The 16,847-nt window shown below is 38.5% G+C and carries 17 protein-coding genes; 9 read left to right on the top strand and 8 right to left on the bottom strand.

Going from position 1 to position 16,847, the window contains the following annotated elements; all coding sequences use genetic code 11:
- Nucleotides 1–4 precede the first annotated feature (4 nt).
- Nucleotides 5–1,738, top strand: coding sequence for a phosphoenolpyruvate--protein phosphotransferase (gene ptsP, locus RQ973_RS00350; protein WP_025171271.1), 1,734 nt, complete (start codon nt 5–7; stop codon nt 1,736–1,738).
- Nucleotides 1,739–1,862: 124 nt separating this feature from the next.
- On the top strand, nt 1,863–2,501 hold the full coding sequence (gene udk, locus RQ973_RS00345) for a uridine kinase (RefSeq protein WP_007555045.1): 639 nt from the start codon (nt 1,863–1,865) through the stop codon (nt 2,499–2,501).
- 192 nt (nt 2,502–2,693) lie between these two features.
- Here udk and RQ973_RS00340 read toward each other — a convergent pair whose 3' ends face one another.
- From RQ973_RS00340 to RQ973_RS00330, 3 genes are read right to left on the bottom strand one after another with little or no spacing between them, the layout of a single operon-like run.
- Nucleotides 2,694–3,257, bottom strand: coding sequence for an ECF transporter S component (locus tag RQ973_RS00340; protein ID WP_001042711.1), 564 nt, complete (start codon nt 3,255–3,257; stop codon nt 2,694–2,696).
- The gene (gene coaC / locus RQ973_RS00335) at nt 3,241–3,792 is read right to left on the bottom strand and encodes a phosphopantothenoylcysteine decarboxylase (RefSeq protein ID WP_311522323.1); all 552 of its coding nucleotides are present in this window, start codon (nt 3,790–3,792) and stop codon (nt 3,241–3,243) included. The genes RQ973_RS00340 and coaC overlap by 17 nt, the downstream gene beginning before the upstream one ends.
- Before the next feature lie 11 nt (nt 3,793–3,803).
- Complete coding sequence (locus RQ973_RS00330) at nt 3,804–4,493, bottom strand: phosphopantothenate--cysteine ligase (RefSeq protein ID WP_075231313.1); 690 nt, start codon at nt 4,491–4,493, stop codon at nt 3,804–3,806.
- A 141-nt stretch (nt 4,494–4,634) separates the two neighbouring features.
- Between RQ973_RS00330 and RQ973_RS00325 the strand changes: the two genes are divergently transcribed.
- The 3 genes from RQ973_RS00325 to RQ973_RS00315 all read left to right on the top strand — a co-directional run bounded on the left by RQ973_RS00325 (nt 4,635) and on the right by RQ973_RS00315 (nt 9,132).
- A complete protein-coding gene (locus RQ973_RS00325) occupies nt 4,635–5,834 on the top strand; it encodes a hypothetical protein (protein ID WP_311522322.1) in 1,200 nt (399 codons plus the stop codon).
- On the top strand, nt 5,815–7,290 hold the full coding sequence (locus RQ973_RS00320) for a hypothetical protein (protein ID WP_311522321.1): 1,476 nt from the start codon (nt 5,815–5,817) through the stop codon (nt 7,288–7,290). Before RQ973_RS00325 ends, RQ973_RS00320 begins: the two co-directional genes overlap by 20 nt.
- 171 nt (nt 7,291–7,461) lie before the next feature.
- A complete protein-coding gene (locus tag RQ973_RS00315; RefSeq protein ID WP_311522320.1) occupies nt 7,462–9,132 on the top strand; it encodes a formate--tetrahydrofolate ligase in 1,671 nt (556 codons plus the stop codon).
- Nucleotides 9,133–9,222: 90 nt separating this feature from the next.
- On the opposite strand, the gene lysS is transcribed toward RQ973_RS00315, so the two are convergent.
- The 5 genes from lysS to RQ973_RS00290 all read right to left on the bottom strand — a co-directional run bounded on the left by lysS (nt 9,223) and on the right by RQ973_RS00290 (nt 13,709).
- A complete protein-coding gene (gene lysS / locus RQ973_RS00310; RefSeq protein ID WP_075230861.1) occupies nt 9,223–10,713 on the bottom strand; it encodes a lysine--tRNA ligase in 1,491 nt (496 codons plus the stop codon).
- Nucleotides 10,714–10,853: 140 nt separating this feature from the next.
- Nucleotides 10,854–11,474 (bottom strand): histidine phosphatase family protein, encoded by a 621-nt coding sequence (locus RQ973_RS00305; RefSeq protein ID WP_311522319.1) that lies wholly within the window; start codon nt 11,472–11,474, stop codon nt 10,854–10,856.
- Between the two features lie 3 nt (nt 11,475–11,477).
- Nucleotides 11,478–11,957, bottom strand: a complete 480-nt coding sequence (locus RQ973_RS00300; RefSeq protein WP_075230859.1) for an aminoacyl-tRNA deacylase — start codon at nt 11,955–11,957, stop codon at nt 11,478–11,480.
- Nucleotides 11,957–12,799, bottom strand: coding sequence for a DUF368 domain-containing protein (locus RQ973_RS00295; protein ID WP_311522318.1), 843 nt, complete (start codon nt 12,797–12,799; stop codon nt 11,957–11,959). Before RQ973_RS00295 ends, RQ973_RS00300 begins: the two co-directional genes overlap by 1 nt.
- 109 nt (nt 12,800–12,908) lie before the next feature.
- On the bottom strand, nt 12,909–13,709 hold the full coding sequence (locus RQ973_RS00290; RefSeq protein WP_311522317.1) for a glycoside hydrolase family 25 protein: 801 nt from the start codon (nt 13,707–13,709) through the stop codon (nt 12,909–12,911).
- Nucleotides 13,710–13,865: 156 nt separating this feature from the next.
- Between RQ973_RS00290 and glmU the strand changes: the two genes are divergently transcribed.
- The 4 genes from glmU to RQ973_RS00270 are packed head-to-tail and all read left to right on the top strand — an operon-like array spanning nt 13,866 to nt 16,828.
- Nucleotides 13,866–15,245 (top strand): bifunctional UDP-N-acetylglucosamine diphosphorylase/glucosamine-1-phosphate N-acetyltransferase GlmU, encoded by a 1,380-nt coding sequence (gene glmU / locus RQ973_RS00285; protein WP_311522316.1) that lies wholly within the window; start codon nt 13,866–13,868, stop codon nt 15,243–15,245.
- 9 nt (nt 15,246–15,254) lie between these two features.
- Nucleotides 15,255–15,818: an NUDIX hydrolase gene (locus RQ973_RS00280; protein WP_311522314.1), complete on the top strand. Its 564-nt coding sequence runs from the start codon at nt 15,255–15,257 to the stop codon at nt 15,816–15,818.
- Nucleotides 15,811–16,122 (top strand): cell wall synthase accessory phosphoprotein MacP, encoded by a 312-nt coding sequence (gene macP, locus RQ973_RS00275; protein WP_060955683.1) that lies wholly within the window; start codon nt 15,811–15,813, stop codon nt 16,120–16,122. Before RQ973_RS00280 ends, macP begins: the two co-directional genes overlap by 8 nt.
- Before the next feature lie 10 nt (nt 16,123–16,132).
- Nucleotides 16,133–16,828, top strand: coding sequence for a 5'-methylthioadenosine/adenosylhomocysteine nucleosidase (locus tag RQ973_RS00270; RefSeq protein WP_311522313.1), 696 nt, complete (start codon nt 16,133–16,135; stop codon nt 16,826–16,828).
- Nucleotides 16,829–16,847: the final 19 nt, after the last annotated feature.

Below are 16,847 nucleotides of genomic sequence, written 5' to 3'. Positions count from 1 at the left end.
GGAAATGACAGAAATGCTTAAAGGAATCGCAGCATCTGACGGTGTTGCAGTTGCAAAAGCATATCTACTCGTTCAACCGGATTTATCATTCGAGACTGTTACAGTCGAAGATACAAATGCAGAAGAGGCTCGTTTGGATGTTGCTCTTGAAGCTTCTCAAAACGAGCTTTCTCTTATCCGCGAGAAGGCTGTAGGTACGCTTGGTGAAGAAGCGGCACAAGTATTTGACGCCCACTTGATGGTTCTTGCTGACCCTGAATTGATTGGTCAAATCAAAGAAACTATCCGTGCTAAGAAAGTGAATGCAGAAGCGGGTCTGAAAGAAGTTACAGACATGTTTATCACAATCTTTGAAGGCATGGAAGACAACCCATACATGCAAGAACGTGCAGCAGATATCCGCGACGTAACAAAACGTGTATTGGCTAACCTCCTTGGTAAAAAATTGCCAAACCCAGCTTCTATCAATGAAGAAGTGATCGTGATTGCTCACGACTTGACTCCATCTGATACAGCTCAATTAGACAAAAACTTTGTAAAAGCTTTTGTAACAAACATTGGTGGTCGTACAAGTCACTCAGCTATCATGGCTCGTACACTTGAAATCGCTGCTGTTTTGGGTACAAACAATATCACTGAAATTGTCAAAGATGGTGACCTACTTGCTGTTAACGGTATTACAGGTGAAGTGATTATCAACCCGACTGAAGAACAAGCGGCTGAATTTAAAGCAGCTGGTGAAGCTTACGCTCAACAAAAAGCTGAATGGGCACTTTTGAAGGATGCTCAAACTGTTACTGCTGATGGTAAACACTTCGAATTGGCAGCAAACATTGGTACTCCAAAAGACGTTGAAGGTGTTAATGACAACGGTGCAGAAGCTGTAGGTCTTTACCGTACAGAGTTCTTGTACATGGATTCTCAAGACTTCCCAACTGAAGATGAGCAGTACGAAGCATACAAGGCTGTCCTTGAAGGAATGAACGGTAAACCAGTTGTTGTCCGTACAATGGATATCGGTGGTGACAAGGAACTTCCTTACTTCGATATGCCTCATGAAATGAACCCATTCCTTGGATTCCGTGCTCTTCGTATCTCTATCTCTGAAACTGGAGACGCAATGTTCCGCACTCAAATCCGTGCTCTTCTTCGTGCTTCTGTACACGGTCAATTGCGTATCATGTTCCCAATGGTTGCGCTTTTGAAAGAATTCCGTGCAGCTAAAGCAGTCTTCGATGAAGAAAAAGCTAACCTTCTTGCTGAAGGTGTTGCAGTTGCGGATGACATCCAAGTTGGTATCATGATCGAAATTCCTGCAGCAGCTATGCTTGCAGACCAATTTGCAAAAGAAGTTGACTTCTTCTCAATTGGTACAAACGACTTGATCCAATACACAATGGCGGCAGACCGTATGAACGAACAAGTTTCATACCTTTACCAACCATACAACCCATCAATCCTTCGTTTGATCAACAACGTTATCAAAGCAGCTCACGCTGAAGGTAAATGGGCTGGTATGTGTGGTGAAATGGCTGGTGACCAAACAGCTGTTCCACTTCTTGTCGGAATGGGCTTGGATGAGTTCTCTATGTCAGCAACATCTGTACTTCGTACACGTAGCTTGATGAAGAAACTCGACACTGCTAAAATGCAAGAATACGCTAACCGTGCTCTTACTGAATGTTCAACAATGGAAGAAGTTCTTGAACTTTCTAAAGAATACGTTAACTTCGATTAATCAATTACAAATCCTTGTAGCTTCTAGCTATGAGGATTTTTTTTTCTATTTTCTAGAAAACTCCATCTGTAAAATTTATCAAAAATATGGTAAAATAGACAAGGGAAAATACAAGGAGGATACAATGCAAAATAGACCAATCATTATCGGAGTAACAGGGGGATCTGGAGGAGGAAAGACAAGCGTATCTAAAGCAATCTTGTCACATTTTCCAAATGAAAAAATCTCTATGATTGAGCATGATTCCTACTATAAAGATCAATCTCATCTAACCTTTGAAGAGCGTATTAAGACCAACTATGACCATCCTTTTGCTTTTGATACTGATTTGATGATTGAGCAAATCAAAGAGTTGTTGGCAGGTCGTCCAGTTGATATTCCTACCTATGATTATGCTGCCCATACCAGAAGTTCTAAAACTTATCGTCAAGAACCTCAGGATGTCTTTATCGTAGAAGGAATCTTGGTTTTGGAGGACAAACGACTTCGTGATTTGATGGATATCAAGATTTTCGTAGATACAGATGATGATGTCCGTATCATTCGCCGTATTAAACGTGATATGGAAGAGCGTGGTCGTAGCCTGGATAGCGTTATTGACCAATACCTTGGTGTGGTGAAACCCATGTATCATCAATTTATCGAGCCAACAAAGCGTTATGCAGATATCGTTATTCCAGAAGGAGTGACCAATACAGTAGCTATTGATTTGCTGACAACAAAGATTGAAAAGATTTTAGAAGAAGCACGTCTTGCCCAATAATAAGCAGATAAAAGGCTGTGGGAAAGTAAAGATTTTATCAAGATTGAACCTTTTTCTCATATCCGTGAATCTTTACAATCATGCTTTTAGATAGTCTCGTCAAAGGGACTTTTAGAAGTCTGTAATCTTAATTAAATACAAAGTCAGTTACTTAGGGCAAATAAAAATCGAGGCCGGGATTTTCCCGACCTCTTATTTTTTGATTTTTTCAAGTCTCGGAACAATAACTAGGGTAAGTATTGCTGAGATTATGAGTTCTGCGATAGAATTTGTTGAGATAACAGTAGCTAATAGTTTTTGGATATTTCCATCAAAAACATTTCCAAAGAGGAAGAAGATTCCGCCTAGTACAAATACAGTATTTGTGAGGGAACCAAGTGCTCCCGCGAAGATAAGCCCTGCCTTGTTTTTGAGGAGTTTGTAGACAAAGTATGGAGTTAAACCAATAAGGATGCGTGGTACAATCGCAATAACTAGGGAGTAGATGTTACCGTTTGGTACAAATGGAGAGAAGAGGTAGCTAGTTGGGAGAATAGTGATCGTATTGACAGTCAAGCTAATCATTCCCATCAAGAAACCTAAGATAGCCCCAATCCGTGGTCCGTAGATGATACTAGCAATGATGACTGGGATATGGACAATGGTTGGTTTAATTGGAAATGGCAAGACATTAAAGACAATAGAGCTCAGCAAATGAATGACAATCATGCTGGCAAAAAAGATAGCAATAGGAGCAATATTAGAGCGTTTGTTCATGAAGTTTTTCCTTTATCTGTTGTAAAATAGTATCAAGATCAGCAAGAGCACCACGTCCTACATCGCCACAGGCCAGTAGGGACTCTTTTGGAGCAATAATTGTATAACCATAAGTTTCTAAAGTTTTTAAGTTTGTTTGAGTTGCTGGATGGTCATACATTTTGGTATTCATAGCAGGCGCCACTAGTTTTGGAACATAGTGGGGCAAGGCAAGAGCAGTAGAGGTTACCATATTATCTGCGAAACCGTGTGCTAGTTTTGCAATCGTATTAGCAGTAGCAGGGGCAAGGATAAACAAATCTGTTTCTTTGCCAAGTTCGATATGATTGACTTTGTCAGGATAAGGTTCCTGCATAACATCTAGATGTACCGTATTTTGAGATAGGACTTGAAGGGTTAAAGGTTGGATAAAGGCAGTCGCAGCCTGGGTCATAAGTACAGTTACAGAATGCCCCTGTTTCTTCAAGTTACTAACCAAATCAGCAGCCTTGTAAGAAGCGATAGAGCCTGTAACAGCGAGTGTAATACGAGCCATAATTTTCCTTTCTAACGATCAAGTTCTTGAATTCTCTTGGTTAACAAGTCAGCAATTTCTTGCTTGCTAGTAGAAAGCTGATAATCTTTTTCTTCTACTAGATAAGCCAGGTGCTGATTTTCATTAATCTGAGTGAGGTCATTAGCGACAATCAAGTCAGCTTGATTCTTTTCAAGACTTTCTCTAGCGATTTGAATCAGATGCTCCTTGGTAACATCGACAAGCAGTTTAAAGCCGATGAGATGAATATTGGGGTTCCATTCTTTGACAAGAGCAATAATTTTTGGATTTTTCTTGAGAAATAGGACTTGCACCTCAGCCTTAGAGGAGATCTTTGTTTCCATATTTTTCTTATGCAAAAACTCACTTAAATCTTGGCTTGCTTGGACTTGGTCAAGACCAGTCATGTAAACAGGACTATAGTCAGAGACTGCCATGGAATGAATCAAAACTTGATAATCAGGAACAATCCGTTTCATCTTTCGAAGTAAATCGGAAGTGTTTTTGATTTCAATGATGGATAAATTTGAGTGTGGTGCTGGTTTTAGTGCTTGTTGCGTAGTAATCAGACAAACCTGATGCCCAGCCTTCAGTAAAGTCTCAGTTATAACTTTACCAAGTCTACCAGTAGAGTGGTTGGTAATGGAGCGAACTCTATCAATGGCTTCGCTTGTACCACCAGATGTAACTAAAATTTTCATAGAACTATTGTACAAAAAAATGAGCAGTAAGTAAAATGAAAGCGATAAAATATAACTAAACTTTATAACTATATTATTATTGACAATTAATTTAAGATATAAGATAATTATTTTAGTTATATATGAAAAGGGGAAGCCGTTATGGACTTTTTTAAGTTTGCAGATAATATGGTTAAAGAAGCTAGTAAAGTAATTGATGATGCTAGTAAGACAACCAGTAGCGTACTTAATGAAGCTGGAAAAGCTTTAGATAGCGCTGGGAAAGTTACAGGAGATTTATTATCAGATTCTGTAAAAGTAATAGGAGATGTATCAAATAAGATAGGAAATGTTGTTTCAGACGTTTCAGGTCAAGCTGCTACAGTAGCGAATGATACTGTTCAACAAGTAACAGAGGTTGCATCTGGCACGCTTAATCAAGCTGGTAAAGTTGCAACGGAAGCAAAAACACAAATTGATTCAATAGATCTTTTTAATGGTAAACTAAGGTCCGAAGCTGTTGCGAATTACCATGAATCTATTCAAATATATAATGAAAAAGCTACAGATCTAACGAATAAATCGACTGAGCTTTATAAAAGTAGAGACAAGGCGATCAAAGTTGTCAAAATCATTGAAGAAAGAATTAGTAAATTAGCAAATAAACCGAAAGAATTTGAAACAAAGTTAGAAGAAATAATTGTTGAAATACAGAATTTCGAAGATAAGCAGTTAGCTATTACTCAGGCAATCAAAGAAGCAGAATTAGCCAGCGGTAGTACGGCAGCTACAGCTTCTTTAAGTGCTTTAGGTGTGACAGTCGCAACTTTAGGTCCTACTGCAGCTATGGGAGTTGCAACTACTTTTGGTGTCGCATCAACAGGAACAGCAATTTCTAGTTTGACAGGTGCAGCAAGAAATAGTGCGGCATTAGCTTGGTTAGGTAGAGGAAGCCTAGCAGCGGGCGGAGGAGGTATGGCTGCTGGCAATGCCTTTCTAGCCATGGTGGGGCCTGTAGGCTGGGGGATTGCTGGTTTGATGTTAACAGCGTCTGTAGGAGCAGGTGTTTTTGCTAATAGAAAAAATGAAGAAGTAGCTAAAGAAGCGCTTGATGAACAAAAGAAAATTGAGTTATTGATTAGACAAACTGAAAAATCAATAATAGAAATTACTGAATTAATTAATTTAATTGAAAAGCAAACTGAGGGGATCTACTTAGCTAATCTTTCTTTAATTGGAAAAGATTATAACTTATTTACAGATGATGAAAAGTATCAAGCAGGTAGTTTAGTAAATTCAACCCTCTCACTTACTTCGATGATTAATAAGGAAATTAAAATAAATGATGAATCAGGCTGTTAATAGAGCATTTTATCAAGGGATAGGTGCTTATGTCAATTGTTTAAACAACTTGAGAATTCAAGACTTACAAATTACTATGAAAATGATTGAGGATGAAGCTCGACATGTCATTTTAAACAAGGACAATGCCTCTAAAATCTTAAACTATGCTAGAGATAACATTGAAGACGTTATTCTAAAGAATCGTGGAGGTGAATACGGCGGTCACGGTTTTATTGCTGAATTTGCAGAAGCAGGAATTGTGAATGCGAGAAGAGCTTTTGAAGGATTAAATCCTATTGTAAAAGTATTGAATGATAATGGACCAGCCGATTTATTAATTGGTAGAAATACCATTCAAATGAAGTTTTATAATAATTTACGTGATGAACTAGCTCAATCATTTCATTACAGTAAAAAAATGAAAATGATGTTTCCAAAAGATCACGTGTTAGTATACGAAAAAATTATGGCTGGCGCCAAAGAAGTTGAATTTAATGGTAAAAGATTATCTATTAAACAAATTACTGATATACGACAAATGATTAATGATATTACCGAAAGCAAGGGACTTACTTCATATAAATCTTGGATGAAATCATCTGTTCTAAATTATGATGATGCTAAAAGAAATTCAATTAATAAAGTATTAGACTTAGAGAAAATAAAAATTGATAAAAAGGTCAAAGTAAAGCGGAGAGAATTAGCTAAGAAGAAAATTCTTGCCAAAAAAAATTCTTTACCAAATTTAAGAGAAGCTAACAAGATTGCAAAAAATACTTTTCTTTTACAAGGTGGTTTAGCATTAATGTCAGCTGTGTATGGGAAATACAAAGAAGGAAAAACAATTTTTGAATTTGAACAATCAGATTGGTTAGACTGTGGATTAGAAACAGTGGAAGGTGCGGTAAAAGGTTGTATATCAGGTTACGTGATTTATGGTCTCACTAATGTTTTTAAAATGAGTGCTCCTAATGCAAGTGCGTTTGTAACAGCAAGTTACGGTATGGTAGATATTATTACTAAACTTAGAACAAATGAGATTACTGAGGATGAATTTATAAATTTTATAACTATCAATACATTGGATACAACATTAGCGACAATTGGTTCATGTGTTGGGCAAACACTTATTCCTGTCCCTGTCTTAGGAGCAGTAGTAGGTTCAATTGCTACTTCAATAATTTGGGAAATAGGCAAAGGGATTTTAAGTGATAGGGAACAGGAATTAATTCAAAATTACAGGGAAAACTTAGATAACCATATCAAAAACTTAGATGATAAATACAAGATTATTTTTAATGATATTATGGATAAATATCATAAACTAGGACGATTACAGGATTACTCTTTTGATCTATCTATCAATACACGTCTTCGTTTTGAGTATTCAATTGAATTAGCTGAGTATATAGGAGTTTCTGATGACGAAATTCTACATGATTTATCCGAAATTGATAGTTACTTTCTGAGTTAGTAGAAAGCTTTCAAATATAGTTAAAACCTATAAAGGCATATAAAAATTTAAATAGTAGCCGATAAATCCTTTAAGAGCGGTATATTTACGAACGTTATCAAGCTTTATGTCTGTTAAAAATCTTGTTTTGTGTTATAATGAATTAACACATTTGAGGTAGAGGAGTTTGTTATGAAAACAGATATTGAAATTGCACAGAGTATTGAGTTAAAACCGATTGTTGATGTTGTTGAGAAACTCGGTATTTCATACGATGATTTGGAGTTGTATGGAAAGTACAAGGCTAAACTTAGCTTTGATAAAATTCGTGAGGTTGAGGCAAATCCAGTTGGTAAGTTGATTTTGGTGACAGCTATTAACCCAACGCCAGCAGGTGAAGGAAAGTCAACCATTACCATCGGACTTGCTGATGCTTTAAATAAGATTGGTAAGAAAACCATGATTGCTATTCGCGAACCTTCTCTTGGTCCTGTAATGGGGATTAAAGGAGGTGCAGCTGGTGGTGGTTATGCTCAAGTACTACCAATGGAAGATATAAACCTTCACTTTACTGGTGATATGCATGCTATCACAACTGCCAACAATGCTCTTTCTGCCTTGATTGACAATCACTTGCACCAAGGAAATGAGCTAGGAATTGACCAACGTCGTATTCTTTGGAAACGTGTTGTTGACTTAAACGACCGTGCTCTTCGTCATGTAACTGTTGGACTCGGTGGTCCTCTTAATGGTATTCCTCGCGAAGATGGATTTGATATCACAGTTGCTTCAGAGATCATGGCTATCCTTTGTTTGGCAACTGATATTGAAGATTTGAAACGTCGTTTGGCTAATATCGTCATCGGCTACCGTTATGATCGCACACCAGTTTCAGTTGGTGATTTACAGGTTGAGGGTGCCTTGGCATTGATTTTGAAAGATGCTATTAAACCCAACTTGGTTCAAACAATATATGGTACACCTGCATTCGTACACGGTGGCCCATTTGCCAATATCGCTCATGGTTGCAACTCTGTATTAGCAACAAAAACTGCTTTACGTTTAGCAGATTACACAGTGACAGAAGCTGGCTTTGGTGCAGACCTTGGTGCAGAGAAGTTCCTGGATATCAAGACTCCAAACTTGCCAACAGCTCCAAGTGCAGTAGTCATTGTAGCGACTCTTCGTGCCCTTAAAATGAATGGTGGAGTTGCTAAAGATGCTCTGACAGAGGAAAATGTGGAAGCAGTACGTGCTGGATTTGCAAACTTGAAACGCCACGTTGAGAATATCCGTAAGTTTGGTATTACAGCAGTTGTTGCTATCAATGAATTTGTATCTGATACAGAAGCTGAAATCGCAGCCTTGAAAGAACTTTGTGCTTCAATCGATGTACCAGTCGAATTAGCGAGCGTATGGGCTGATGGAGCTGAAGGAGGAGTGGCTTTGGCTGAAACTCTCGTCAAAACAATTGACGAAAATCCAGCAAATTATACACGTTTGTATGACAACGACCTTTCTGTTCAAGAAAAGATTGAAAAGATTGTCACTGAAATCTATCGTGGTAGCAAAGTAAACTTTGAGAAGAAAGCTAAAACCCAAATTGCACAAATCGTTCAAAATGGTTGGGATAAATTGCCAATCTGTATGGCTAAGACACAGTACAGTTTCTCAGATAATCCAAATGCACTTGGAGCACCTGAAAACTTTGAAATTACTATTCGTGAATTGGTACCAAAACTTGGTGCAGGCTTTATCGTTGCCCTTACTGGTGATGTCATGACCATGCCTGGACTTCCAAAACGTCCTGCCGCTCTCAACATGGATGTTGAAAGTGATGGAACTGTTCTTGGATTATTCTAATTGAACAACAAAAAGACAAGCTCAAAATCGAGTTTGTCTTTTATTTGAATACTAAAAAATCTCCTAGAATGTAACTAGGAGATTTGTATTTTATTTCATAGTTGGGAAGAGCAATACATCACGGATAGTAGTAGTATCAGTGAGGAGCATGCAGAGACGGTCAATACCGATTCCCAAACCACCTGTTGGAGGCATACCGTATTCAAGGGCTTCGATGTAGTCGTAGTCAATACCTGTAGCTTCATCGTCACCAAGTTCTTTGGCTTTGGCTTGAGCTTCAAAACGGCTAAGCTGGTCGATTGGGTCGTTCAACTCAGTAAAGGCATTTCCGTATTCTTTAGTCATGATGAAGAGCTCGAAACGATCAGTAAAGCGATCATCTTCAGGGTTCTTCTTAGCAAGTGGAGATACAGCTACTGGATGACCATAGACAAAGGTAGGTTGAATCAAAGTCTCTTCAACAAATTCTTCAAAGAAAGCATTGATGATATGACCAACTTCAGTATAGTGTTTTTCAACTGGAACTTTCTTTTCAGCTGCGATTGCCTTAGCTTCTTCTAAAGTCATATCTTTCCAGAAATCAACACCTGTAATTTCCTTGATTGCATCAACCATGTGTACACGTTTAAATGGTTCATTGATCTTGATCTCAGTTCCTTGATAGTTGACTGGACCATCACCTTTAACTGATTTAGCAGCGTGTTGGATAATGCCTTCAGTTAAGTCCATAATGTCTTGGAAGTCTGCATAAGCTTGGTAAACTTCGATAGAAGTGAACTCAGGGTTGTGTGTAGCATCCATTCCTTCGTTACGGAAGATACGGCCAATCTCATAAACACGTTCCATACCACCGACGATAAGACGTTTTAAGTGAAGCTCAGTCGCGATACGAAGCACCATATCAATATTTTGAGCATTGTGGTGAGTGATAAATGGACGCGCAGATGCTCCACCAGCCTCATTGTGAAGAACAGGTGTTTCAACTTCAAGGAAACCTTTTTGATCAAGGTAACGACGGATTTCAGAGATGATTTTTGAACGAGTAACAAAACGTTCGAAGCTTTCGCGGTTAGAAATCAAATCAAGATAACGTTTACGGTAGATTGTTTCAACGTCTGTCAAACCGTGGAATTTCTCTGGAAGTGGACGAAGAGCCTTAGACAAGTGTGTGATGTGAGTAGCTTTGATAGAGAGCTCTCCCATATCTGTACGCATCACTTCCCCTTCGACACCAAGGAAGTCTCCCAAGTCAGCCTTTTTAAAGATTTCGTAGTTTTCTTCACCGACAGCATCTTTACGAACGTAGATTTGAATTTGACCTTCGCGGTCTTGAAGGTGGGCAAATCCAACTTTACCCTTACCGCGTTTTGTTACTAAACGTCCAGCGATAGTAGCAGTCTCGTTTAATTCGTGTAATTGTTCTTTATCAAGGTCAGCATATTTATCTTTTAATTCTTGTGAGTTAGCAGTGCGTTCAAATCGTTTACCGAATGGATCGATTCCTTGTTCGCGGAGCGCAGCCATTTTTTCACGGCGAACGATCTGCTGGTCATTTAGTTCTTCCATATGTTCTGTTGACATTTTTTCCTCCTAGTTTTTACTCAATTCTTGATACGATGAGTCTTTTTTGCGATACTCCCATTTTATCATAAAAGTCAAATAAATTCACGGATATTCTACAAAATCTAAAAAGAACTTAACAGTGATAGTTAAGTTCAGTTCTAATTCTGATAAGAAGTGTCGTTCCAGACTATGAGGTTGAAGTTTTTAAAGTCTTGGGTTTCCAGAATAGTAACACTTGCATTTGCTAAACCACCATCTTTTCTAAGTAGTGGAGTATCATAGCCAAGAAGAGATTGAATGCTGGCTGTGAGATTGGCTCCGTGACCGACGATTAAAACATGATCAAAATCTTGATCTTGAAGTGATTTAACAAAATTGATAGTTCGTTGTGTTGTTTGATAAACGGACTCAGCACCAAACATAGTCGAATCAAACTTCGCTAAATTGCTACGGAGAGCATTCATTTGATCGGGATAGATTGCTTTTAAAGTTGCAAATTTTGCTCCTTCAAGTTTTCCAAGTTGCCATTCTCTTAGAAGGGATGTTTCTTGTAAGGGACAGCTATCTTTCAGTTGACTTTGGATAATCTGAGCAGAAGTTACGGCACGAGGAAGATCACTAGAATAAATCACATTAAATGGAATTTCCTGGAGATACTGGCCCAATTGTTTTAAGGTCTCAATGGATTTCTCAAGGAGTGGTGAGTCACCACTTGCCCCTTGAAAACGTCCTTCAAGATTCCAAAGAGTTTTACCGTGGCGAACAAAGTATAGTTTCATTGATCATTGTCCTTCTATAATATCTGCAAATTCTGCTTTAACAAAGCTTGCAAGGTCTTTTGGGTTGATAATAATACTATGCCCAACTTCACCTGCCGAAACGATCATTTCTTCAAGCTCAAGTGCACTTTGATCGATAAAGATAGGGTAGTTATGTTTTTGACGAATTCCAACTGGATTATTGGCGCCATGGATATAGCCTGTTGTCTTTTCGAGGTCTTTTTGTGGAATCATGCTGACTTTCTTATTACCAGAAATCTTAGCAAGCTTCTTTTCAGAAAGGTGTTCAGTGATAGGAAGAATGCCGATAATGGGTCCAGTCTTATCTCCCAGAAGTGCTAGAGTCTTAAAAATCTGACTCTTTTCATAACCTTGAGGCATCTCACCTTCCAGGGCATTAATTTGAATACCCGTATGGTTTATTCCTGCCTTGGTTAAAATTTGTTGGACCAAGGTTTTCTTGACTTTTACTTTTTTTGCCATTATTTATACTTATCCTCCAATTGACTCATCCAGATTCCCAACCAAATCCCTAGTGCGAAGAAGAAAGCAATCAGTACATATGAAACTAGTGACAAACCACTGTAACTAATACTTTCAGCATTGCCAGCGTTTGGAATAAGGATCAAAAGTGTACTTGATAGTACAATTCCAATGATAAAATGATACACACGTGAGTGATATAGGCGAAGAGCGTAGTCCATGAATTTTGAGAAGATAATCAGAGTGATAAGAAGCCCAATCCCAATTGGTAAGAAGGTTCCTAACAAATCAAAAGTCTTGAACCCTGTTAACATAGGGCCATAAAGGCCAAGAATCAAGAGAAGATTAGAAGGACTAAGCCCTGGAACCAAAATACCAAGCGCCAACAAACAACCAGCCAGTGTAAAGTTAAGGAAGCTTGCAGATAGAGAACCTACTACAAAATTCAAGGCGTAGAGGGCGATACCTGAGATGATGAAGGTTGCCCAAAACCATATGTGGTCAACCTTGTCTCTATCAGAGTCACGAGTTGATTCTTTGACAAGACTTGGGATGGTACCAATGATAGCTCCAGCAAAACTCCACAATACGTACACTTGATAATTCTCTAAAAGATACTCGATTGGATAGGAGAAAAGTCCGATACCTAGAAGCATCCCAATACCGACAGGAAGGAAAAAGAGTACATCTTCTTTTAAATTCTTAAAAGGATGGGCAAGAAAACGAATCATTCTTTCATAAATTCCTAAGATAGCAGCCAGAACGCCGCCAGAAATCCCTGGTAGAATGAAACCGAGAGCAATAACAATTCCCTTAATAATTTTTGATAGCCATGATAACATAGAGTTCCTCCGAGATTCATATTCTATAAAGATAAAACAGTAATTTAATACTGAAAAATAAAGAAAAGCAAGCAGAAAGCAATGTCTGACTTGCTTATTGTGATAGTGATTAAGGATTTAAAAACAATTTTCTAAAGGTTTCTTCCTTGTTCTTTGATGAAGAAATGAGATTCAAATCGAGGTGATGTTCAAATCCACCAAGATTTCCATGTGAAGTGTATTGGTGAAGGTCATAGCTAAGATCTGTTTTTGGAGCACTTTCATAGTAACCTGAGTTGGTTCCGTAGGAAGGTATCCAGATAGCTGAATAATTATCAACGCTGATACTATGTTCCTCCATAAAGTAAACACCAACATAGATACCGATATTTTTTGCACCCAATGAAGCTAATTTAGCACGAAAAGCCTCAACACCCTGGTTCATGTCAGACATAGTCTTTTCTTCAACATCCAACCAATAGTAGCTAGGATTATAGGGAGAAGCAGCATTATAAAAAACTTCGGCAGCTTTTTCAATTTCTTCGACATTTTTACCAGCTACATAGGCATAAACAGCGACTGGAATATTCCGTTTTTGAAATTCTGTGATATGTTCTTTATAAGCCTTATCAACCCCATTTTTAAATGAAGCATCATTTTCAACAGAAGCTTGAGCTCCACTATGAACCCGAACGATTGCACCTGAAATATTTTGAGTTAAGGTGTCATAATTGATCTCTGATGGTCTTTGCCAGCCAGAAACATCAATAATCGGCTTGTTGATATTATGTAAAGCTTGAGTTTCTACTTGAACTGGATTTTGCTTTGTTTTGACTGGATGGTCTTCGAACTTGGGTCTATTGATGATTAAAATACCCACGAGAGTAGCTAATACAGTAAAAATAAAAACAGGATTTATTTTCTTTCTCATACCTTTATAGTGTATCGTAAATGGTGAAAAAAATCAAAAAAAAATACTCGAAATCATCTAGAGAATGCGATGTTTTAGAGCATTTACCATCTTTTGTGTTTGAAAAAGCAAATTTATGATATAATATAAGGGAATTTCTATAGAAAAGAGAAAATTATGGCAAATTATGCAGTTATTTTAGCAGCGGGTAAAGGTACTCGTATGAAGTCAGATCTACCAAAAGTCATGCACAAGGTTGCAGGAATTTCAATGCTTGAGCATGTTTTTCGTAGTGTAGGGGCCATCAATCCTGAAAAAACAGTAACGGTTGTTGGACATAAGGCAGAACTTGTGGAGCAAGTTTTAGCTGGTCAAACTGATTTTGTAAGACAGTCTGAGCAATTAGGAACTGGTCATGCGGTTATGATGGCTGAGCCAATTCTTGAAGGACTTTCTGGACAAACATTGGTTATTGCTGGTGACACACCACTCATTACTGGTGAAAGTCTTAAGAACTTGATTGATTTCCACGTTAATCACAAGAATGTAGCGACAATCCTAACTGCAGAAGCTGAAGATCCATTTGGTTATGGGCGTATTGTTCGTAACGAGAATGCTGAAGTGCTTCGTATCGTGGAGCAGAAGGATGCGACTGATTTTGAAAAACAAATCAAGGAAATCAATACAGGAACCTATGTCTTTGATAATGCTCGTTTCTTTGAAGCTTTGAAGAATATCAACACCAACAATGCCCAAGGCGAATACTACATCACTGATGTCATCGGCATTTTCCGTGAAGCTGGAGAAAAAGTCGGAGCCTATACTCTGAAAGACTTTGATGAAAGTCTCGGAGTTAATGACCGTGTTGCCCTTGCGACAGCTGAAGGCATCATGCGTCGCCGTATTAACCAAGCGCATATGGTCAATGGAGTTAGTTTTGTGAATCCTGAAGCTACTTACATTGACATCGATGTTGAGATTGCTCCAGAAGTTCAAATTGAAGCAAATGTAACCCTCAAAGGTTCTAGTAAGATTGGTGCAGGAACTGTTTTGACCAATGGAACTTATATCCTTGATAGCACTATCGGTTCAGGGGCAGTGATTACAAACTCGATGATTGAAGAAAGCACGGTTGCTGATGGTGTTACAGTTGGACCTTATGCTCATATCCGTCCAGGCTCAAGCCTTGCGAAAGATGTACATATCGGGAACTTTGTTGAAGTCAAAGGTTCAAGCATCGGTGAAAATACAAAAGCTGGTCATTTGACTTATATTGGTAACTGTGAAGTTGGTAGTGATGTCAACTTCGGTGCAGGAACCATCACTGTAAATTACGATGGTCAACACAAGTTTAAAACAACCATTGGTAACAATGTTTTCGTTGGTTCAAATTCAACCATCATTGCTCCAGTAGAACTCGGAGATAACTCTCTTGTTGGGGCAGGTTCAACCATTACTAAGGATGTCCCAGCTGATGCCATTGCTATTGGACGAGGGCGTCAAGTCAATAAGGATGAATATGCAACTCGCCTCCCTCATCATCCTAACAATAAATAGGAGCTAACGATGGAATTTGAAGAAAAGACGCTTAGTCGTAAAGAAATTTATAAAGGACCTATTTTTCAGCTAGTTCAAGATCAGGTTGAACTACCTTCTGGAAAAGGTAGAGCGCAACGTGATTTGATTTTCCACAATGGGGCAGTTTGCGTTCTTGCAGTTACTCCAGAAAATAAGATTGTCCTTGTTAAACAATATCGCAAGGCAATTGAAAAAGTCTCTTATGAAATTCCTGCAGGTAAGCTTGAAGTAGGGGAGAATGCAGATCCAGAAGCTGCAGCACTTCGTGAATTAGAAGAAGAAGCAGCCTATACTGGTAAATTAAGCCTTCTCTATGATTTTTACTCTGCGATTGGATTTTGTAACGAGCGCTTAAAACTTTACTTGGCAAGTGATTTGACAAAAGTTGAAAATCCTCGTCCTCAGGATGAAGATGAGACTTTAGAGTTACTTGAAGTCAGTCTTGACCAAGCTAAAGAACTGATCCAGTCAGGTGATATTTGTGATGCCAAGACTATCATGGCTATTCAGTACTGGGAATTACAAAAAAATAGTGGAGGAACCCATGGGTAAACCTTTATTAACAGATGAAATGATTGAACGTGCCAATCGTGGAGAGGACATCTCAGGCCCTCCCTTGCTAGATGATGAGGAAACTAAGATTTTACCGACTTCTTCTCAAAATTTTGGCTATTCACGAACCAGAGATCATGGTTTTAGCCAGGATACCCTGACCATCGAAGTTGAACCTTCTATTCACAAAAGTCGTCGGATTGAAAATACTAAGAGAAATGTCTTTAATTCTAAATTAAACAAGATTCTTTTTGCAGTCATTTTTCTCTTGATTTTGTTGATTCTAGCAATGAGATTTATTTAAGGGGTCTATCATGAAAATTGGAATTATTGCAGCTATGCCAGAAGAGCTAGTTTACTTGATTCAACACTTGGACGAAGCCAGTGAAGAAAAGGTTCTGGGAAATAGCTATCATACTGGTAAGATTGGTTCTGTTGAGCTTGTACTTGTAGAGAGTGGTATTGGTAAAGTCATGTCTGCTATGAGTGTCGCTATCTTAGCGGATCACTTTCAAGTCGATGCAGTGATTAATACTGGTTCTGCTGGTGCAGTGGCAAGTGGAATCGCAGTAGGGGATGTAGTGATTGCAGACAAGCTTGCCTACCACGATGTTGATGTGACTGCCTTTGGCTATGATTACGGTCAAATGGCTCAACAGCCTCTCTATTTTGAATCAGACAAAAAGTTTATCAGCTTTATTCAAGAGAGTTTGTCTAAACTGGACCAAACTTGGCATTTAGGTTTGATTGCGACAGGAGACAGTTTTGTTGCTGGAGAAGATAAAATCAAAGCGATAAAAGAACATTTCCCTCAAGTTCTTGCTGTAGAGATGGAAGGGGCAGCCATTGCTCAAGCAGCTCAGGCTTTGAACCTTCCTTTCTTAGTCGTTCGTGCCATGAGTGACAATGCCAACCATGAAGCATCCGTTTCCTTTGATGAATTTATCGTAGAGGCAGGACGTCGTTCTGCCCAAACCCTAATGACGCTTTTGCAGTCTATAAAGGATTAATAGAAAAATTACTAAGAAC

Origin of the sequence: uncultured Streptococcus sp., assembly GCF_963511325.1 — a bacterium.
GTDB lineage: Bacteria > Bacillota > Bacilli > Lactobacillales > Streptococcaceae > Streptococcus.
The sequence above is the reverse complement of the archived record's forward strand: the minus strand, read 5'-3'. Positions and strand labels throughout refer to the sequence as shown.